Origin of the sequence: Methylobacterium organophilum (assembly GCF_022179465.1) — a bacterium.
GTDB lineage: Bacteria > Pseudomonadota > Alphaproteobacteria > Rhizobiales > Beijerinckiaceae > Methylobacterium > Methylobacterium organophilum.
In genome coordinates this window covers 127,467-146,860 of record NZ_BPQV01000013.1, presented here as the reverse complement: position 1 = coordinate 146,860, position 19,394 = coordinate 127,467, and the positions used below count along the sequence as shown (strand labels likewise).

At 72.1% G+C, this 19,394-nt stretch carries 19 protein-coding genes; 9 read left to right on the top strand and 10 right to left on the bottom strand.

Going from position 1 to position 19,394, the window contains the following annotated elements; translation table 11 throughout:
- Window positions 1–86: 86 nt before the first annotated feature.
- Window positions 87–227: a hypothetical protein gene (locus MFF21_RS19880; protein ID WP_238313278.1), complete on the bottom strand. Its 141-nt coding sequence runs from the start codon at window positions 225–227 to the stop codon at window positions 87–89.
- A gap of 194 nt (window positions 228–421) precedes the next feature.
- Between MFF21_RS19880 and MFF21_RS19875 the strand changes: the two genes are divergently transcribed.
- The 3 genes from MFF21_RS19875 to MFF21_RS19865 all read left to right on the top strand — a co-directional run bounded on the left by MFF21_RS19875 (window position 422) and on the right by MFF21_RS19865 (window position 1,344).
- Window positions 422–631: a cold-shock protein gene (locus tag MFF21_RS19875; RefSeq protein WP_238313276.1), complete on the top strand. Its 210-nt coding sequence runs from the start codon at window positions 422–424 to the stop codon at window positions 629–631.
- A 116-nt stretch (window positions 632–747) separates the two neighbouring features.
- The gene (locus MFF21_RS19870; RefSeq protein WP_283206545.1) at window positions 748–1,116 is read left to right on the top strand and encodes a DUF6481 family protein; all 369 of its coding nucleotides are present in this window, start codon (window positions 748–750) and stop codon (window positions 1,114–1,116) included.
- Between the two features lie 30 nt (window positions 1,117–1,146).
- Window positions 1,147–1,344 carry a hypothetical protein gene (locus tag MFF21_RS19865; protein ID WP_238313274.1) on the top strand — a complete coding sequence of 66 codons (198 nt, stop codon included), beginning with the start codon at window positions 1,147–1,149 and terminating at the stop codon, window positions 1,342–1,344.
- A 44-nt stretch (window positions 1,345–1,388) separates the two neighbouring features.
- Here MFF21_RS19865 and MFF21_RS19860 read toward each other — a convergent pair whose 3' ends face one another.
- The 8 genes from MFF21_RS19860 to MFF21_RS19825 all read right to left on the bottom strand — a co-directional run bounded on the left by MFF21_RS19860 (window position 1,389) and on the right by MFF21_RS19825 (window position 10,043).
- The gene (locus MFF21_RS19860; protein ID WP_238313273.1) at window positions 1,389–2,000 is read right to left on the bottom strand and encodes a class I SAM-dependent DNA methyltransferase; all 612 of its coding nucleotides are present in this window, start codon (window positions 1,998–2,000) and stop codon (window positions 1,389–1,391) included.
- On the bottom strand, window positions 1,997–2,734 hold the full coding sequence (locus tag MFF21_RS19855) for a PIG-L deacetylase family protein (RefSeq protein ID WP_238313271.1): 738 nt from the start codon (window positions 2,732–2,734) through the stop codon (window positions 1,997–1,999). The genes MFF21_RS19860 and MFF21_RS19855 overlap by 4 nt, the downstream gene beginning before the upstream one ends.
- Entirely contained in the window at window positions 2,734–3,885 is a 1,152-nt protein-coding gene (locus MFF21_RS19850; RefSeq protein WP_238313269.1) for an acyl-CoA dehydrogenase family protein, read from the bottom strand. Before MFF21_RS19850 ends, MFF21_RS19855 begins: the two co-directional genes overlap by 1 nt.
- Window positions 3,886–3,899: 14 nt before the next feature.
- Window positions 3,900–4,412: a DNA polymerase ligase N-terminal domain-containing protein gene (locus tag MFF21_RS19845; protein WP_308445694.1), complete on the bottom strand. Its 513-nt coding sequence runs from the start codon at window positions 4,410–4,412 to the stop codon at window positions 3,900–3,902.
- The gene (locus tag MFF21_RS19840; protein WP_238313267.1) at window positions 4,405–5,715 is read right to left on the bottom strand and encodes a glycosyltransferase family 2 protein; all 1,311 of its coding nucleotides are present in this window, start codon (window positions 5,713–5,715) and stop codon (window positions 4,405–4,407) included. The genes MFF21_RS19845 and MFF21_RS19840 overlap by 8 nt, the downstream gene beginning before the upstream one ends.
- A gap of 207 nt (window positions 5,716–5,922) precedes the next feature.
- Window positions 5,923–8,337, bottom strand: coding sequence for an EAL domain-containing protein (locus tag MFF21_RS19835; protein WP_238313266.1), 2,415 nt, complete (start codon window positions 8,335–8,337; stop codon window positions 5,923–5,925).
- A gap of 702 nt (window positions 8,338–9,039) precedes the next feature.
- Window positions 9,040–9,555 carry a hypothetical protein gene (locus tag MFF21_RS19830; protein ID WP_238313264.1) on the bottom strand — a complete coding sequence of 172 codons (516 nt, stop codon included), beginning with the start codon at window positions 9,553–9,555 and terminating at the stop codon, window positions 9,040–9,042.
- Window positions 9,552–10,043, bottom strand: coding sequence for a hypothetical protein (locus MFF21_RS19825; protein ID WP_238313262.1), 492 nt, complete (start codon window positions 10,041–10,043; stop codon window positions 9,552–9,554). The genes MFF21_RS19830 and MFF21_RS19825 overlap by 4 nt, the downstream gene beginning before the upstream one ends.
- A 532-nt stretch (window positions 10,044–10,575) precedes the next feature.
- Between MFF21_RS19825 and MFF21_RS19820 the strand changes: the two genes are divergently transcribed.
- From MFF21_RS19820 to MFF21_RS19795, 6 genes are all read left to right on the top strand, one after another.
- Complete coding sequence (locus tag MFF21_RS19820) at window positions 10,576–12,915, top strand: TonB-dependent siderophore receptor (protein WP_238313260.1); 2,340 nt, start codon at window positions 10,576–10,578, stop codon at window positions 12,913–12,915.
- Window positions 12,916–12,988: 73 nt separating this feature from the next.
- Window positions 12,989–14,551, top strand: a complete 1,563-nt coding sequence (locus MFF21_RS19815) for a PepSY-associated TM helix domain-containing protein (protein WP_238313258.1) — start codon at window positions 12,989–12,991, stop codon at window positions 14,549–14,551.
- 136 nt (window positions 14,552–14,687) lie between these two features.
- Window positions 14,688–15,398 (top strand): CatB-related O-acetyltransferase, encoded by a 711-nt coding sequence (locus tag MFF21_RS19810; RefSeq protein ID WP_238313256.1) that lies wholly within the window; start codon window positions 14,688–14,690, stop codon window positions 15,396–15,398.
- A gap of 218 nt (window positions 15,399–15,616) precedes the next feature.
- On the top strand, window positions 15,617–15,940 hold the full coding sequence (locus MFF21_RS19805; RefSeq protein WP_238313253.1) for a PepSY domain-containing protein: 324 nt from the start codon (window positions 15,617–15,619) through the stop codon (window positions 15,938–15,940).
- 23 nt (window positions 15,941–15,963) lie between these two features.
- Window positions 15,964–16,644 carry a response regulator transcription factor gene (locus MFF21_RS19800; protein WP_238313251.1) on the top strand — a complete coding sequence of 227 codons (681 nt, stop codon included), beginning with the start codon at window positions 15,964–15,966 and terminating at the stop codon, window positions 16,642–16,644.
- Window positions 16,641–17,972 (top strand): sensor histidine kinase, encoded by a 1,332-nt coding sequence (locus MFF21_RS19795; protein ID WP_238313249.1) that lies wholly within the window; start codon window positions 16,641–16,643, stop codon window positions 17,970–17,972. Before MFF21_RS19800 ends, MFF21_RS19795 begins: the two co-directional genes overlap by 4 nt.
- Window positions 17,973–17,997: 25 nt before the next feature.
- On the opposite strand, the gene MFF21_RS19790 is transcribed toward MFF21_RS19795, so the two are convergent.
- Window positions 17,998–19,317: an MFS transporter gene (locus tag MFF21_RS19790; RefSeq protein ID WP_238313247.1), complete on the bottom strand. Its 1,320-nt coding sequence runs from the start codon at window positions 19,315–19,317 to the stop codon at window positions 17,998–18,000.
- Window positions 19,318–19,394: the final 77 nt, after the last annotated feature.

Below are 19,394 nucleotides of genomic sequence, written 5' to 3'. Positions count from 1 at the left end.
ATGCAGAACGCGGCGGAACGAGGACGATCCGCCGGGAGCGTGCCGGGCTCCCGGACTCTTGAACGGTCCGCGCCGCTAAATTCAGGTTAAGCCGCGCGCATCCCCGTCACGCCGCTGGCAAGGGCATCGGCCGGGAGCGAGGCAAAAGCGGCGAGAAAAATACGATGACAGGCACCGTTTCGATCAAAATCACGGTGCGGCAGATGAATTCTGCGGCCGTTTTCCATAATTTTTCCTGGGGACTTGCCGCGAGGGTTGTAAAGGTCTACTGATTGTCTATCGATCTAAGCCCGGAATTTGGGCCGTATTCGCCTTCGCAGGGCGGTTCGGAATTTCTCGTCTTCTATCGGTTTCGACTATTTTGCCGCTGCAAGGCGGCGAAGTGCCTACGCATGACTGCCTGCGAAGCGACAGGGATAAAATGAGCACCGGTACCGTCAAATGGTTCAACGATCAGAAGGGCTTCGGCTTCATCCAGCCGGATGATGGCTCCAAGGACGTGTTCGTCCACATCTCCGCCGTGGAGCGCGCCGGAATGCGCGGCCTCGTCGAGGGCCAGAAGGTCTCCTACGAGATGGAGACGGATCGCCGCTCCGGGAAGCAGTCGGCCGGCAACCTCCAGAACGCTTGAGCCGTCTCTTCGGCCCATGTTTCGAAGCCGCTCCCCACGGGGCGGCTTCTTCGCTTTTTCGCACCATCGTTTCCGAGACCAGCCCCTCGCGGCGCGGGTCACAGCAAGGATCCTACGTGAGCTTCAGCAACCAGACGGCACTCGACGGACGTCTTTCCGCTCAGCAGCAGGCGCGCCAGGCTATGCTCGAGCGCTTCCGCCGCCGCCCCGGCGCGGATGACCCGGCCGTGATGGCCCGCACCGCCGAGCGCCGGGCCATCGCCGAGGCCCGGGCCGCGCGTGTCGAGCAGCGCGAACTCGCTCGCCTCGCCGAGGAGGAGCGCAAGGCCGCCGAGGCCGAGGCGGCGCGTCAGGCCGAGGTCGCCCGGCAGGCCGCCGAGCGCGAGGCCATGGCCGAGCGAGCCCGGGCGGCCCAGGCCGCCCAGAAGGCCGAGCGCGACGCGCGCTACGCCGCGCGCAAGGCCAAGATCAAGCTGCGCCGCTGAGCGCAGGCCGTCCCGTCACAGGAGGATGTCATGTCCCACAAGTTCAAGCTCGGCCAGCGGGTGAAGCGCCTGCGTCCCGTCTCCCTGGCGGACAAGACCGGCTTCGCCGACGTGGCGGAGATCGTCCGCCTGATGCCGGCGGACCAGTCCGGCGAAGTCTCCTATCGCATCCGTTCGGGCTTCGCCGAGCGGGCGGTCCGCGAGGATGAGATCGAAGCGGCGCTCTGACACCGCGCATCCGGGGTTCCGGCCGTCGATCGCCGGGCCCCGCCTCAGGCGCGTCCCGCCGGAGCGTTTTTCGCAGATCGGTGCAGGACGTCGAGGCGGTATGTGGGCGTCCGCTCCTGCCCGACGCAATGCAGGAAGCCGCCCGTGGCCTCGATGAAGAGGCGGGCCGCCTCGTCCCCCGTCAGCGGGTAATGCGTCTCCCCCGTCCAATGCACCAGCACGACGTCCCCGCCCGGCGGCAGGCTCGCGCGCACGCGCTCCGCCAGACGCCCCACGTCGGACGCATCGAGATAATAGACCACCTCCGAGAGCAGGATCAGGTCGAAGGCCCCGTCCGGCCATTGCCCGGGGACCTGCCTGGCCTCGAAGCGGACATGGTCGAGGCCGCCGCAGCGCTCCCGGGCCTGGCGGAGGGCCGATTCCGCGACATCGAGCCCGAGCAGGCGCGCGCACCGGCCGGCCAGCGCCTGCGTCAGGACGCCGATGGAGCAGCCGATCTCCAGGGCCGAGGCGTAGCGGGCGCGGGGCAGGGCCGCCAGGGTGGCGGCGTATTTCGCGCGCTCGTAGGCGCTCGTGGCGAAGCGCCAGGGGTCCGGATCGGCGGCGTAGCGCGCCTCGAAATAGTCGGGGGGCAGGGAGGTCGTGTGGCGGGTCACGGCCGCATCTCCAGGAAGATCTCGAAGGGGCGGGCGAAGCGGGCCAGCATGGTCGGCTCGAGCCGGAACCCGTCGGGATCGTCGTCGATGAGGTCGGTCGTCTGCGAGCGGTGGGCGGCGATCGCCGCGCCCTTCGCGGCGAGTTCGCCCGCAATGTCGAGGCGAACCCCGCGCGGGGCGGCCCCTACCTCCGTCTCCCCGGGCAGCGTCCAGCCCCAGATCGGATAGGCGAAGAGGCGCACGTCCCCAAGGCGGCGGCGGGCGAGTCCGGCCAGGGCCGCGGCGGCCTGGTGATCGCCATGCGGATCGTGGGCCCAGGTCACGAACAGGGCGCTCGCTCCGCAGGCGCGGGCGAGCGCGGCGATGGCCTCGGCCGCAGACTCCGCCGCGGGGCCGGAGGCCGGCACGAACCGGTCGGGCAGGCCCAGGAAATGGATGCTGTCCGCGTCGAGACCGAGGGCCCGCCCGGCGGCCAGGGTCTCCGCTTCGCGCAGGGCCCGCAGCCGCTCGGGCGGGTAGCTCGGCGAGTTCGGGTGCGAGCCGGCGCCGTCGCTCACGACGACGAGGCGCACGGGCATGCCCCGGGCACGGGCCTGGGCGATCAGGCCGCCGCAGCCGAGGCTCTCGTCGTCCGGATGCGGGGCGATCACCACGAGGCCGCCGCCCCCGGCCAGGGTGCGGAGATCGGCGAAGGGCAGCGTCTCGGCAGCCGCGAGGAAAGCGTCCGCCCGCATCAGCGTTTCCCCTCCGCGATCCAAAGCTCCCCCGCCGGCCCCTCCGCGGACAGCACCGCGGCGGCGGCCGTCGTGAGGGCCCGGTCGGGCGCCGGCTGGCGCAGATAGGTGGCGAGATCGCGCGCGCGCCGCTCCAGCGGGTGCCCGCGCAGGAAGCCCTGCAGACCGACGGAACGCTGGGCGAGCTGCAGCACCTCGAGGCCCGCGCGCTCGACGGCCAGGCGCGCCAGATTGACGAAGGCGACGATCCGATCCGCGGGAAGGGCCTCCTCCGTGGCGAGGGCGGCCGCCCGGCCCACCCAGTGCCGGGCGGTCTCGACCGCGATGGCGCCCTCGCCGAGGCGCGCGAGCTGGTGCGGGTCGGCGCCGCGCCCGTGCCGGCCGAGATGGGCGCGCCAGGCATCGAACACCGCCTCGATGCCGCCGAGCTGGACCGCCGCGAACCGCCAGGCGCCGCCCGAGAAGGCCGGCTGCCGATGGTAGTCGTCCGGCCCGCCGAGGATGGCATCCGGGGGGACGGCGAGGCCGCCGAAATCGACGGTGCCGGTGGCCGAGGCGCGCATGCCCTGTGCCCGCCAGGCGGAGAGATCGGCGCGGGTTCCGGGCTCCAGGGGCACCAGCAGCATCAGCGGCTCGGCCTCCCCCGGGCGGCGTCCGGTCACGAGGGCGCGCGTCACGAAGCCGGCCCCCGAGGCGAAGGTCTTCACGCCCCGCAGGCTCACGCCGCCGGTGCCGGAGTCGAGGGTCAGGCCGCCCTCGGGCGGCTCCGTGTTCCAGACGCCGAAGAGGTGTCCGTCGCGCGCATCGGCGAACAGGCGGGCGCGCTGGCCGGCCTCGCCGTAGCGGGCCACCAGCTGGAGGGCATTGACGTGGCCCTCGTAGAGCCGACCGAGGGGGAGGCTGCCATAGCCGACGAGGCGCAGCACCTCGGCGAGATCCCGGGCCCCCGGCTCCCCGCCGAGGCCGGCGCCCCGTTCCTCCGCCGGAACCGGCGCGGCGAGCAGCCCGAGGCGGGCGAGATCGGCGACGTCCTCGGCGGGGAAGCCGCCGTCGTGGTCCTGCGCCTCCGCGCGTGCGGCGGCCGTGGAGGCCACGTCCCGCGCGGCCGCGATCGCGTCGTAGGCCAGATTGAGCGGCGTCGCCTGGTCCATCTGCTGCGCTCCCGTCAGACCGCCGCGGCGGCGATCTCCTCGATCGTGCGGCCGGTCAGAACCGACCGCGGCTGTTCGTCCAGAATGTCCGGCGCGCCGGGTCCGCGGGCCGCCTCGTCCCTGGATTTGACCAGCAGCCAGGAGACCTGCCGCGCGCCCCCCCGCGTCTTCATCCGCATGAGCCGCCAGCGTCCCCGCAGCTTCTCCCCGTGCAGGGTGAAGGCGAGCGACCCCGAATCCAGCGCGGACCGGGGGTCGCTGTCCTCCGGCACCCAGTGGCCGCGGTCCCACAGCAGCACGACGCCGGCCCCGTAGCGGCCCGGCGCGATCACTCCCTCGTAATCGGCATAGTCCAGGCCGTGATCCTCCACCGCGACGGCGAGACGCCGCGCGCCGGCGACGAGGCTCGGCCCGCGCGTGACCGCCCAGCTCTTCAGGACGCCGCCGAGCTCCAGCCGGACATCGTAATGCAGCCGCCGCGCGGCGTGCTTCTGGATGCGATAGGCGAGGCGCGCCGTCTCAGGCATGGCCCGCCCGCTCGATGGGCGGCTTGGCGGCCCCCTCCATCACGGTCGCCGCCCCCGGTCGGGGCAGGCGGCCGGCGACGAAGCCCCGGCCCGCGCGGAGCAGGGCCAGGCAGGCCCGCGCCTGCCGGATCCGGGCCGGGAGCTGCGAGGGCCGCAGCGGGTGATGGACGAGGCGGGGGCTTTCCAGCTCCGCCACCGCGAGCACCGCGCCGAGGCTCGGCAAATCCGCGATCGCCCGCGCGCGATCGGCGCGAAGGCCGAGCCAGGGCGCCCACAGGGCGGTGCGGGCGAGGCGCCCGCTCGCATGCAGCCGCCGCAGCCATCGCCGCGCGGCGAAGCGGAACAGGGCCCGCGGCAAGGCCTCCAGGCGCGGGTCGCACGGACTCTCCGGGATCGCGCAGCGCCGCTTCATCGTATCGGCCGCGCCGCCCGGGGCCCGCCCGTCGAGCCGGCCCGAGGTCACGACGACGATGTCGGGATCGTGCCGCACCCGCGCGTCGCTCGACAGGAGCGAGGAAACGAAGGCCCGGTCCTCGCCGACCGCCAGGGCCGGCATGCCGCCGACCTGGCGATAGACGGGCAGGCGAACGGCGAGGGTCGCGCCGGAGGTGGTCCAATGCCGCGGCCAGGGATCGTGCGGGATCGGGTCGATCCGCGCCTCCAGCTCGGTGAGGAGCGCCTCGTAGGTGCCCTCCAGCCTTCCGCGGGCGTGCAGGGCCGCGGGCAGCCGCGCCGCGTCGTCCGCATCGAGGGCGATCCGGCCGGCCACGGCATCGGCGCCCGCCGCGATGGCGGCGAGATTGCGGGCGACCCAGTCCGGCGCCACACGGCTGTCCGCGTCGGAGGTCAGGATGACGCCGTCGCGGGCGCCCGCCGCCTCCAGCCAGCGGGCGGCTTCCTCCATGGCCTCGCGCCGGGCCCAGCCGGCATTGGCCCCCGCGGAGACGCGCGCGATCACGCGGACCGGAAAGGGCAGGTGCGGGCGAAGGGAGGCGACCACCGCCGCCGTCGCGTCGGTGCAATTGTTGAGGAACAGGACGATGCCGAGTCCGCGCGTCCCGATCTCCCCCTGGGCCGCGAAGGCCGCGAGGCAGGCTCCGATCCGCTCGGCCTCATTGCGGACGGGCACGGCCACCACCACCCGGAGAGGGCGCGCGTCCTCCGCTGAGGGCAGGGGGGCGGTTCCGTCGTGGTCCAGCGTCATCACGCACTCCGGCAGGCCGGTACGCGACAGCCGGCAGACCCGGTAAAAACCCTCGGCGCGGGGAACCGGTTCGGTCCCGGGCACGGCCTGCGCCACCATGGCGCGAGCGATCCCACGACGGAGGCTCGCAGCGCGGTCTCGGTCGCGCGCACGGGGTCGCGCGCACGAGGAAGGGGGCCGGGCTCCGCCGTCTCGGCGTCGCGGATCGGGCAGGCCTGCGGGGAGCTGCGTTCGGATCAGGCCGCGATGGGCGAGGGTCGTAGGAGCGCGCTCGAGGGCCCGACCGCGCCCCGAGCCTACGCAGCGTCAGGCCCGGCGACGGAGGCGGTGGGCGAAAGCGTCTTCCAGGGCGGCCGCAGGGGGCGGCGCATCCGCCGCCCGGGTATGGGCCGCGAAGGCCGCGATCGGCGCGGGCCTGCCGATCAGGTAGCCCTGCGCGGAATCGCAGCGCTCGGCCTCCAGGAAGCGCATCTCGGCTTCCGTCTCCACGCCCTCCGCCACCACGGGCAGGCCGAGGCCGTGCCCCAGCCCGATGACGGAGCGCACGATGGCCGCGGCCTGGGGATTCTCGTCGACCCTGCGCACGAAGGACCGGTCGATCTTGATCTTGTCGAAGGGATAGGCCCGCAGGTTCGAGAGCGAAGAGTAGCCCGTCCCGAAATCGTCCATGGCGATGTGGACGCCGAGGGACTTGAGCAGGCGCAGGGTCGCCTGCGCCCGCGAGGGATCGCGGATCAGGGCGGTTTCGGTGATCTCGATCTCCAGGCGCCCCGGCTTCAGCCCGGTCTGCAGCAGGATCTCCTGGACGCGGGTGGCGAAATGCGGCGCGTGGATCTGGACCGCCGAGACATTGACCGCGATCGGCAGGGGATTCGACCAGCGCGCCGCCTCCCGGCAGGCCTCGCGCAGGACCCATTCGCCGATCCCCAGCATCGCGCCGCATTCCTCCGCGACCGGGATGAAGACCGCCGGCGAGATCCAGCCGCGCACCGGGTGCAGCCAGCGCAGCAGCACCTCGAAGCCGATGACCTCGCTGGAGCCGACACGCGCCAGGGGCTGGTAGACGAGATTCATCTGGCCGAGGGCCACCGCGCGCTGGAGGTCGTGCTCCAGCTGCCGGCGCTCGCGCACCTCGGATCCCATCGCCTGCTCGAAGAATCGGAACGTGCCCCGGCCTTCGCTCTTGGCGCGGTAGAGGGCCGTGTCCGCGTTGGTGAGGAGGAGCGTCCGCTCGGTCGCATCGTCCGGGAACAGGGCGATGCCGATGCTGGTGGCGATCGAGATCCGGGCCGGATCCTGGGACTCGGCGGCGAGCGCGCCGAGCACCGCCTCGGCCAAGCGGCCCGCCTCGGCCGGGTGGCGGCAGCGGGCCAGGATGGCGAACTCGTCGCCGCCGAGCCGGGCCATCAATTGCCCCTCGTCGAGCAGCGCGCTCACCTTGTCGGCGACGTCGATCAGCAGAGTGTCCCCGGTGGCGTGGCCGAACAGATCGTTGACCTCCTTGAAGCGGTCGAGGTCGAGGCAGAGCACGGCGACCTTCTCGCCGCGGGCGGCGGCCACGGCGAATTCCTGATCGAGGCGGTGGCCGAAGCTCGTGCGGTTGGCGAGGCCCGTCAGGGAATCGTGATGGGCCAGGAAATGGATCTGCCGCTCGGCCTGGCGCCGCGCCCGCAGGTCGCGGATGGCGACGGCGTAATGGGGCTGATGGCCGTAGAGGATCGGCCGGGCGATGCATTCCACGGGGATGGGGTCGCGCCCGGACGGGTGCAGCTCGGCCTCGAAGGCGGCGTCCTGCACCCCGTCCGGCGCGGGCCGGGCGGCGAGCGCCGGCAGGAAGGGGGCGAGGGGGGCGCCGACGAGATCCGCCGCGGGAATCCCGACGAGGCCCGCGAAGCTCTCGTTCGCGCTCACGATCACGTCGTCCCGGTAGACCACCATCCCCTCCACGGCCGCGTTGGCGAGGCTCTGCAGGCGGGAGCGCTCCAGGGCGTTGTGCCGGTCGCGGATGTCGAGGTTCAGGGCGGCGCAGGCGAGCAGCAGGATGGTGACGCTCACCAGGGCCACGCCCCCGGCCAGCGTCGGACCGGTGACCAGGCCCTCCGGCACGACGCGGCCCGGATCGGGCACGATCGTCACCGCGGCCATGGCCGTGAAATGCAGGCCGCAGATCGCGGCGAGGAGGATCAGGGCGCCTCCGAGGCGGCCGGAGGGGCCGAGGCGCGAGAGGGCCAGGGGCAGCGCGAGGGCGCCGAGCCCGACGCCGATCCCGATCGAGACCGCGGCGAGACCGGGATCCCACACGATGCTGGCGGGCGCCTGGAACGCCCGCATGCCGACGAAATGCATGACCGCGATGCCGCAGCCCAGCACCGCGCCGCCGAGGGCCGCCATCGCCCGGGACCGCCCGGTGGCCGCGAGGGCGAGGCCGAAGCCGGTGAGGCTGATCGCGTAGATCAGCGACGAGGCCGTCAGCGCGAGGTCGTAGGCATGCGGCACGCCCGGCTCGAAGGCCAGCATCGCCACGAAATGCGTCGCCCAGATTCCCGAGCCGCCGGCAATGGCGGCCACGGCGATCCAGAGGATCCGAGCCCTGGCGACACGCTCGCAGGCATGCCGGAGAAGCTCGACGGAGGTAATCGCCGCGAGGCCGCAAATCACCGCAGCAAGGATGACGAGCCGCATATCGTGCGCGCCGGTCACGCAGCCGACCACTTTGAGCATCGATCGCACCCGCTGCCTTCTAGTTGCGGCAATATCGCTCTGGGCGACCTAACCAACTCTTAAATCTTGTTGTCTGTCATGAAGCGTACGGATTTAAAAACTATGGAAATCTGTTTTCATTGCGGGAGTCTTGTCGGGGCCTGCATCCTGAAATTGCAATTCTTCCTTTGGACCGGGGTTGAACCCGGTACATTCGTCCCACGCGGGCGCCCGCAGCCGCCATGTTCGGGCCGCCCGGACGCATCGCCTTCTGTCCCGATCGAGATTGGCGGCTTGATCCCTGATTGCCCTCCGTTCCGGGGGCTGAGGCGCGCCAAGTGGGAGGGCCATGCGGCTGCGGGGCCCGGAGCGGCCACCGCGCGCCGCAAAAAGAAATCCCGCCACGGCTGGGCCATGGCGGGTCGGGAAGTTGGTCTCGTCACATCTCCTTAACAGGCGGAGCGGAAGGCGATGTGTTCTGAAGCACGGCGCTCGTTGTGAGAAATAATCCTGCGCGGCTCCGGAAATGAGGCCGGGAAAACAAAAATCATCTTCCGGCATGAGCGGATGAATGAAGGCGCTTAATCCGTTCATCATGGGTCGTCGGGCTGCCCGCCCCGCACGCGGTACGCGGACGACTGGCGGCCCGGTCAGCTTCCTCGGCTCACCCGGGCCGCCCTCGTTTGCACGGGGCGGGTGCGGGCGGAGCTCGGCCGCCCGCCGTCAGGCCTGTCCCTCGGTCAGGGGCGTGATCGTCAGCGCGTCGAATTCCCCGACGATGCAATCGTGCATCCGCCGCAGCCAGTCCTGGGTTTCTCGGCTCTGCCGCTCGGCGGCGGCGGCCCGCTTCTCCGCCTCCTGGAGCCGGAGGGTCAGCTCGCGCGCCTGCTTCTCGGCGGTCTCCGTCCGGTTGCGGGCCCGTTCGAGGCCGGCTTCCGCGCTGCGGGCCCGCTCCTCGGCGGCCTGCGTCGCCGCCGTCGCGTTCCGGACGATCTGGTGGGCGTCCTGGGCGATGGCGTGGGCCCGCTGATGCATCGCCCGCACCCGGGCGGCCACGCTGCGCACGAGGGTGAGGGAATCCGCCCAGGCGTCCGGGCCGCTCGCCCCGGCGGCGAGGGGCGGGGGCGCCTGCGTGAAGAGCTGCACGACCTTGTCGAGGGCCGCGGTGGTCGCGTCGCGCTCCTCCGCCCGGGCGGCGGGCGGGGACGGGGGTGGAGAGGGGGCGAAGGCGGCGCTCATGCCACGTCCTGCCGCGGGAGCTCGCCGAACTCGGCCAGGATGGTTTCCTGCAGGCGCATCAGCCAGGTCTCCGCCATGCGCGCCCGCTCCTCGGCGGCCTGGGCCCGCTGTTCCGCGATGGTGAGCTGGGCCTGCAGCTCGCGGCCCCGCGCCTCGGCGGCCCGCACCCGGGCATCGGCCTCGCAGATGTCGTGGCCGACCTGTTCCAGCAGCTGCTGGACCCGGAGCTCCTGTTCCTGAGCCTGCGCCTCGACCTCCCGGGAATGCCGGGCGGCCGATTGCACCCGCGCGATCAGCCTGTCCCAATCCTCGGGGGCGGATAGGCGGGTGAGGGCGGGCGCCTCGGGCTCGCCCGCACCCGCCGCCGCCGCCGCCGGGGCCGCGCCCGTCGCCGTGCCCGTCCGCGGCAGGGGCACGCCGGCGCCCAGACGCTCGCGGATGGCGTCGAAATCCCAATGATCCGTCGAGGGTTTGAGAAGGGCGTTCACGGCAATCGAGCCTGATCAAGTCCGAGGGGCGCCGGAGCGGCGATGGCGCAACCATCAGGTGCAGATATGGTTAATCAGGTCTTAACGCCGCGGTCCCTCTCGGAGGGGCCACGGCCATCGAGACCGGCGGCATAGGTGCCCCAGCGCGCACGATGAATTGCGCAAACCTTTGTTTCGACGCGGAAAATCCTCGACGGCTCCGGCCATGCCCGCGCGCGATCTGCTGTCTTTCCGCCGCGCTCTCGGGACGGAGTGGCGCTGAAAACAGTTTTCGCAACCTATAGTGGCGTTTCCGCCACCGTCCCCATCCCGCTTCCATCGTGCCCCGCGGGCCGCACATCGACTTTTTCTGCCAAGGTTGCGGATTAAGCGGCGCCAAGGAATCGTGCGGCTGCAAAGTAAATTTGAAGTAGAAAACTTCTAAATCATAGATGTTGCATGTAGGTTTTGATTGTTGCCAATGATGTTTCTGCAACCAGAAAGAAACGCGATCGTCCTCTGTGGCGGGCCGCAAGCAGAAACAGAGACCATCATGCGCTCGCGTATCACGGCCGCCACCTGCAGCGCCGGATTGTTCGAGGGAGAACCGTCCCGCTGGCTGCGTCCCGCGATGGTATCGGGCGCGATGCTGTGCGGCGCCTTCGATCCGGCCCTGGCGCAGGAGACGGTGACCCTCGACGCCATCGCCGTCGAGGGCGATGCGCAACGGCGCAACGCCGCCGGCACCGGGCGCGGGGGCGCCCTGGGGCCCGTGCCGGGCTACGTCGCCACGCGCAGCATGGTCGGCACCAAGACGGACACGCCGATCCTCGAGACGGCGCAGTCGATCTCGGTGATCGGGCGGCAGCAGATCGAGGACCAGAACGCGCTGAGCGTGGTCCAGGCCCTGCGCTACACCCCCGGTGCCTCGGTGGAGCAGCGCGGCGGCGCGGGCTCGACCCGGCTGGAGCAATTCTTCATCCGCGGCTTCGTGGCTCCGACCTATCTCGACGGCCTGCGCCTGCCGCAGAACCGCGACGCCTATCCGTCGGTCGATCCCTACAACCTGGAGCGGATCGACATCATCAAGGGGCCGGCCTCCACCCTCTACGGCCAGGCGGGCCCGGGCGGCCTGGTCAATCTCGTCAGCAAGCTGCCGCGCTTCGTCCAGCACCGCGAGATCTTCGTGCAGGGCGTCGGCTTCGACGAGGTGCGCGGCGGCTTCGACATCGGCGGCCCCGTGGGCGACGGCAGCGGCACCCTGGCGGACCAGTTCGCCTATCGCGTCGTCGGCTCGGGCCGCATGGGCGACGGCCCGGCGGTGACGACCCGGGTGGAGCGCGCCTTCATCGCGCCAAGCTTTACCTGGCAGCCCTCCACCGACACGAGCCTGACCGTGCTCGCCCGCTACCAGCGCGATCCCTATTCCGGCTTCTATGGCGGCTTTCCGGCCAAGGGCACGGTGTTCCCCTCGAATTTCGGCATCCCCGGCGGCCGGCTCGGCTACCTGCCCGTCGATTTCTACGACGGCGACCGCAGCTACGAGCGCTCCGACCGCACCATCGGCTCGATCGGCTACATCTTCGATCACCGCTTCGACGAGAACCTGCGCTTCCGCTCCACCACCCGCTATCTCCACAGCCAGGGCGACTACCGGCAGGCCTATACCGCCTTCTCCGGCAACGGCCCCTCCTGGGACGGGCGCCTGCTGCAGCGCGGGCGCGGCGGTACCCGGGTCGCCATCGACGCCTACACCACGGACAACAATCTCGAATACCGGTTCGACACGGGGCTCTTCCATCACACGATGCTGTTCGGCATCGACCACCAGACCCTGCGGACCACCACCTTCGGCACCGGCTTCCCGAGCACGGTCCCCCTCGACCTGCTGAACCCGAACAACGACATGGGGCTGCCGGGGCTGCCCTTCACCACCTACCAGGACATCGTGGCGAGCCAGACCGGCGCCTACGTCCAGGACCAGATCCGCTTCGACGACCTGATCCTGACCCTGGGCGGCCGCTACGACCGGGCCCGCCAGGAGGGACCGACCTTCAGCCTGCCGAGCTACCGGCGCACCGGCACGCAGGATGCGCGCGCGGAAGCCTTCACCTACCGGGCGAGCCTGCTCTACCGCTCGGAGATCGGCCTCTCCCCCTATGTCAGCTATTCGGAGGCTTTCGAGCCCATCGTCAGCGGCGCGATTTTCGACGGCGACCCGAACGGCCTCGGCCGCATCCCGGATCCGCAGACGAGCCGGCAATACGAGGCCGGCGTGAAGTATCAGCCGCCGGGCACGGAGATCCTGCTCACCGCGGCGGCCTTCGACATCAAGCAGCAGAACCGGTTGCAGCCCGATCCGGTCAACGGCACCCGCTTCAGCATCCAGACCGGCGAGGTCGGGGTGCAGGGCGTCGAGTTCGAGGCCCGGGCCAACCTGCTCGACGGCCTCAACGTGATCGCGGGCTTCTCGATCCTCGACGCCAAGGTGACCCGCGATTCCACCACCACCCTCAACGAGCTGACCAACGGGCAGGTGCCGCTGCTCGGCCGCGTGCCGGTGCAGATCCCCGACCACACCGCCTCGATCTTCGCCGATTACCGGGTGCCGGACGGGCCGCTGCGGGGCTTCGGCATCGGCGGCGGCCTGCGCTGGATCGGCCGTTCCTGGGGCGACCCCGCCAACACCTTCCGGGTGCCGGACGCCTTCCTGGTCGATGCGGTGGCGTCCTACGACTTCACCCATCTCGATCCGGCCTGGGCGGGCGTGGACCTGCAGCTCAACATCCAGAACCTCCTGGACGAGCGCTACATCACGACCTGCTTCAACTACTCCGCCTGCTATTACGGCCTGCCGCGCACGGTCTTCGCGACCCTGCGCTACCGCTGGTAGCCGCCATCATCCCCGGCGCGGGGCCTTGGCTCCGCGCCGAATGCGTTCGGGTCGGGAAGACGGGATCGGCGTCATGCGAAAGGGCTTCCGCCAATCGATGGCGTGGCTGCATGCCTGGTCGGGGCTGATCGTCGGCTGGGTGCTGTTCGCGGTCTTCGTCACCGGCACGGCGAGCTATTACCGGGCCGAGATCTCCCGCTGGATGCGGCCGGAGCTGGCGCGGAGCGCCGATACCCGGCCGGAGGCGCTGGCCGCCGCGGCGGAGCGGGGCGTCGCCTATCTCCAGGCGCATGCGGGGGAGGCGCGGGCCTGGTTCATCGGCCTGCCGCGGCCCGACAGCCCGGTGCTCGACCTGTTCTGGCGGGCGCGGCCCGGCGCGCCGCCGAACCGCGTGACGCTCGATCCCGAGAGCGGCGCCCCGGTCGCGGCCCGCGACACCCGGGGCGGCGACTTCTTCTACCGGTTCCATTTCGAGCTGCACATGCCGCCGATCTGGGGCCGCTGGGTCGTCGGGATCTGCGCGATGATCATGCTGGTGGCCCTGCTCTCGGGCATCGTCACCCACCGGCGGATCTTCGCGGATTTCTTCACCGTCCGGCGGGCGAATTCGGCCCAGCGCGGCTGGCTCGACGCGCACAACGTCACCGGCGTGCTGGCGCTGCCCTTCCACCTGATGATCACCTATACGGGGATCATCACCCTCGGGCTGATGTACATGCCCTGGGGCGTCACCGCGGCCTACAAGGGCGACCAGCAGGCCTTCTTCGCCGAGACCGGGCAGGTCACGAAGCCCCGGCCGCCCCTCGGCCGGCCGGGAACCCTGGCGCCGGTCGGTCCGATGGTGCGCCAGGCGCTGGCCGATGTGCAGGAGCCCCTGGAGCGATTGACGATCGGCAACCCGAAGGACGCGAACGCCACGGTCGTGGCCGTGTTCGAGGAGCCGCACGGCATCGTCCACCAGCATCCGCAGGTCGCCTTCGACGGCACGACCGGTGCCGTGATCGAGACGCTCCGGGGCGGCCTCAAGCCGGCGGCGCAGACCTTCACCGCCCTGGTCGGCCTGCACGAGGCCCATTTCGCCGGGGCGGCCCTGCGGATCCTGTTCTTCCTCTGCGGCCTGATGGGCTGCGCCATGGTGGCGACCGGCCTCGTGCTCTGGTCGGTGGCCCGGCTGCCGAAGGCGGGCGAGGCGAAGGGCTTCGGCCTGCGCCTCGTCCAGGCGCTCAATATCGGCACGGTCGCCGGCCTGCCCGCGGGCGTCGCGGCCTTCTTCCTGGCGAACCGGCTGCTGCCGACGGGCCTGGCGGGCCGGGCGGAGGGGGAGATCGGGGCCTTCTTCGGCGCCTGGATCCTCGTTGCCCTGGTGTCCCTCGCCATGCCGCAGCGTCAGGCCTGGTCGCGCATGCTCGCCGCCGCGGCGCTCCTGTTCCTGGCGGTGCCCGTCGCCAACGCCCTGACGGTGGGGCTGGCCGTCCCGGCGAGCGACCTCGCCCTCCATCGCGGGTTCGATCTGGCGATGCTGGCCCTCGCGGCCGGGCTCGGCCTCACCGCCCTGAAGGTCCGACGCTACCGCGCCCCGAACCGGGGCAGGAAGGGCGTTCCGGTGGGCGAGGCGATGCCGAGCGGGGCGCGGTGAGCGCCGCCCGACGAAGGGGGCCGGTCCGTCGAGGAAATGCGCGCCGAAACAAGAGGAGAGGGCTCTTGCCAGCCCGGCGGGAAGGACGGAGGAAGCGGCCTCCCGCCGCCTCCCCGGCCCAACCGGAGCCCCTCTCTTGATCCAGCCCCAGCCGATCTTCGGCGAACTGACCCGCTACCACTTCGTCCGCGAGATCGAGCAATGGGGCTGGTCGATCGGCGCCTACAGCTACGGGCGGCCGACGGTGCTCGAGCCCGACCTCGCGCGCCTCCGCATCGGCCGGTTCTGCTCGATCGGCCCCGGCGTCACCATCGTGCTCGGCAACCACCGGACCGACGGCGTGACGACCTATCCGTTCAAGGCCATCGCCGGCCTCACCGGCGGTGGGGTGTGGGCAGAAGCGCGCGCCTGCGCGGACGACCATGCCAGCCGCGGCGATGTCGTGATCGGCGACGAGGTCTGGCTCGGCGCCCATTGCACGGTGCTCTCCGGCGTCACCATCGGCAGCGGTGCGGTGATCGGGGCCGGCGCGGTCGTGCGGCGGGACGTGCCGCCCTACGCCGTCGTCACCGGCAACCCGGCGGCGGTCGTGCGGACCCGCTTCGACGAGGCCACGGTCGCCCGGCTGCTCGCCCTGGACTGGTGGTCCTGGCCGGAGGCGCGCATCGCCGAGCATCTGCCGCTCCTCCTCGGCGGCGATGTCGCGGCCTTCCTGGCGGCGGCGGAGAATCCCGGCGGCAAGGCTGCCCGGAAGGCCAAGGACAAGACGAGCAAGGGCGAAGGCGGCAAGGCCAAGAAGGACGGAAAGCCCAAGAAGGACGGAAAGGCCGCCAAGGCCAAAAACTAGCCCGTCAGCGCTGCGGATCGCGCGCGTTGGGCGGGCAGAGGACGGTGCCGGCGAGGCAGGCGGCGCCGGCGAGCAGGATGCCGAGGATCAGGGACATGGCGTCGGTTTCCTTGGGGACGGATGTTCGTGGCGCCCGTTCTGCGCCTTGCCCGCCCCGCGGCCCTGACGGCGCCTGTCAGCGTTCCGTCAGGTCGCCTCGATCAGGATGATCGCCGACCATGCGGACCCCTCTGCCCTCCCTCCTCGCCGCCGCCCTGCTCGCGGGCCTCGCGCTTGCCGGGTCGTCGCCCGTGCGCGCCGACAAGGATGCCGACCAGGCCCGCCAGGCCCTGGAGAAGGGGGAGATCCGGCCCCTCGACGAAATCCTGCGCGCCGCCCGGGAGGCCTTGCCCGGGGAGGTCGTCGCCCTCGATCTCAAGCGCGACAGCGGCCGCTGGCTGTACAAGCTGCGCATCCTCGGGCCGGACGGGAAGCGCCGCCGCCTGAAGATCGACGCCGGCAGCCTCAGGGTCCTCGACAGGGACGACGACGACGATGACTGAGTTCCGGCGGGAGAGGTGAGCGGATGCGCATCCTGATCGTCGAGGACGAGCCGCGCATCGCCGCGGATGTGAAGCAGGGGCTGGAGCGGGCCGGCTACGTCGCGGAGGTCGTCGCCGATGGCGAGGCGGCCTGGTTCCGCGCGGAGGTCGAGACCTACGACGCCATGGTGCTCGATCTCGGCCTGCCGCGCCTCGACGGGCTCGGCGTGCTGCGCCGCCTGCGGGCGGCCGATGTCGGCTTGCCCGTGCTGATCCTCACCGCTCGCGACGGCTGGCGCGAGCGCGTCGAGGGGATCGATGCGGGGGCCGACGACTACCTCGTCAAACCCTTCCGCATGGAGGAGCTGGTGGCGCGGCTGCGGGCAATCCTGCGGCGCAGCGCCGGCCATGCCTCGCCGGTCCTGCGCGCCGGCCCCGTCGAGCTCGACACCCGCACCCGCGCCGTGAGCGTCGACGGCCGGGAGATCGACCTCACCGCCCTCGAATACCGTCTGCTCGCCTTCCTGCTGCACCGGCAGGGACAGGTGGTGCCGGCGGGCGAATTGCTCGACCATCTCCACGGCACCGGCAGCGCGCGCGAGGCCAATGCCCTCGAGGCCCTGCTCACCCGCCTGCGCCGCAAGCTCGGCCCGGGCATCGTCGAGACCCGCCGGGGCCACGGCTACCTGGTGCCCGCGGACGCGCCCGGCGGCCCGGAGCCGTGAGGCTCGGCTCCCTGCGCCTGCGGCTGGGGCTCGCCGCCGCCGGCCTGATCGCCCTGGCCCTGCTGCTCGCGGGCGCCGGGCTGACCCTGATCTTCGAGCGCGTCCTCGACGCCCGGGCGGCGGACGAGCTCGACCGCCGGGTCAAGCTCCTGGCCGGCCAGGTCGAGCAGGCCCCGGACGGCGCCCTGAGCCTGGCCCACGAACCCTCCGATCCGCGCTTCGCCACGCCCTATGGCGGGCTCTACTGGCAGGTGGAGGGGGGCGGCCACGTGCTGCGCTCCCGCTCCCTCTGGGACCGGCGCCTCGACCTGCCGCCGGGCGACGGGCTCGTGGCCGACGCGGCGGGGCCCGATGGCGGGCGGCTGATCGCGTTCACCCGCGCCGTGCGCATCGGCCCCAGGGGGCACGAGACGGAATTGCGCATCGCGGCGGCGGAGGACCGGCGCGGCCTCGCCGCGAGCCGGGCCACCTTCCTGCGGCTGCTCGTCCCCTCCCTCGGCGCCCTGTTCCTGGTGCTGACCCTCGCCATGGCGTTGTTCGTGCAGCGGGCGCTCCGGCCCTTCCGCACGCTCCAGGCGGAGCTGCTCGCCGTGCATGCGGGCGAGCGCGACCGCCTGCGGGGCACCTTCCCCGACGAGGTCCGGCCCCTCGTCGCCGATCTCAACCGGCTGCTCGACGCGCAGGAGCGGGCGCTGACCCGGGCGCGGGCCAGCGCCGCCGACATGGCCCACGGCCTCAAGACGCCGCTCGCCGTGCTCGATGCCCTGGTGCGGCGAATCGGCGGCCGCGAGCCGGCGCTCGCCGCCGAGATCGCCGAGCAGGGCCGGGCCATGAGCGGACAGGTCGAGCGGGCGCTCGCCCGGGCCCGGGTGGCGGCGGGGGCGGATCTGCGCAAGCGCGCCTGCCCCGTCGCCCCGGTGGCCGAACGCCTCGTCGCGACCCTGCGGCGCCTGCCGGAGGGCAGCTCCCTCGCCTGGGAGATCGCCGTGCCGGCGGGCCTCGCCTATCCCGGCGAGGAGGGCGAGCTGATGGAGCTTCTCGGCAATCTCCTCGACAATGCCCGCAAATGGGCGCACCGGCGCGTGCGCATCGGCGGCGGCCTCGATGCGGCGGGCGCCCGCCTCGTCGTCGAAGATGACGGGCCGGGCATGACGGCGGAAGCGATCGCCGGCCTCGGCCGGGGCGTGCGCTGGGACGAGAGCCGCCCCGGCACCGGCTTCGGCCTCGCCATCGTCCGCGACCTCGCCGAGGCGGCGGGCATCGCGCTCGCCTTCGGCCCCTCGGACGGGGACGGCCTACGCGTGGAACTGCGCTGGCCGGTTTCCTGAGGGAGCGCCGCGCGCGGGACCGGTGTCAGGCGCGGGCGTCGTCGAGGTCGCGCCGGCGGGTCTCCGGCATCAGGATCGCCGCCACCGTGCCGATCGCGCTGAAGGCGGCGAGGTAATAGGCCGGGGCGAGCCGGTCCCCGGTCACGGCGATCAGCCAGTTCACGACGTAGTTGGTGCTGCCGCCGAAGATCGAGACGGAGAAGGCGTAGACGATCGACAGCCCGGCGCTGCGCACCGCCCGCGGCAGCGATTCCGGGATGCCGACGATGATCGCCGCGGCGTTGATGGAGGAAAGCGCCGAGAGCAGGAAGGTCACCGTGAAGACGCTTCCCGCGGTGCCCGCCGCGACCATCCAGGCGAAGGCCGGTACCGACAGGACGAGGATGAGCAGGCGCGGCCAGATCATCACCGGGCGCCGGCCGGCCCGGTCGGCGATCCAGCCGCCGAGCAGGGGGAAGGCGACGGAGGCGAGCCCGAGGGCGATCGGCACCGCCCCGGCGACGAGCCCGCTCAGGCCGAGGGTCGCGCCGGCATAGACCGGCATGTTGGTCCCGACCGCGTTCGAGACCGTCGAGGCGGCGATGATCAGGAAGGTCAGGAGCAGCAGGCGCCGATGCTCCCGCAGGAGCCGCATCACCACGGCGCCGGTGCTGGGGGCGGCGGCCGGGTTCTTCTCCGCGCCCGCGGTCTCCGGCAGGTGGCTGCGGATGATCAGGCCGATCGGCACCACGGCGAGGCCGAGGGCGAACATCAGCCGCCAGCCCCATTCCGCCATGGCCGGCTCGCCGAAGAGCAGGCCGAGCGCCGTGGCGAGGAGCCCCGCGAACAGGGCGGCGCAGCCCTGGCTGGCGATCTGCCAGCTCGCGACGAAGCCGCGATGGGCCGGGGGCGCCGCCTCCAGCAGATAGGCGGTGGAGGGACCGACCTCGCCGCCGAGGGCCAGGCCCTGGATCAGCCGCCCGGCGATGACGATGCCCTGCGCCCAGGCGCCGATCGCGGCATAGCCCGGGCAGGCGGCGAGCATCAGCATGCCCAGGGCCATGAGCGCGATGGTGATCAGCATGGCGGGCTTGCGCCCGGCCCGGTCGGCGAAGGCGCCGATCAGGATGCCGCCGATCGGGCGCATCACGTAGCCGATGCCGAACAGGGCCAGTGAGGCGAGCAGGCTGTGGGTGGCGTCGCCCGAAGGGAAGAAGGTCTCGCCGATGGGCTTGGCGAAGAAGGCGTAGAGGGTGAAGTCGTAGAATTCGAGGGCGTTGCCGAGCACCACGGCGGCCACCGCCTTGCGCGCGAGATTCGGGTGGGGCGCCGGTGCGATCCGGGCCGTGGCATGCGTCGAGACCATCCGCTCCTTCCATCGGGCTGCGACGGCGTTGTAGGGCCGGGCGCGCCGCCGCCCACCGCCGGCGGGGGCGGGGCGCC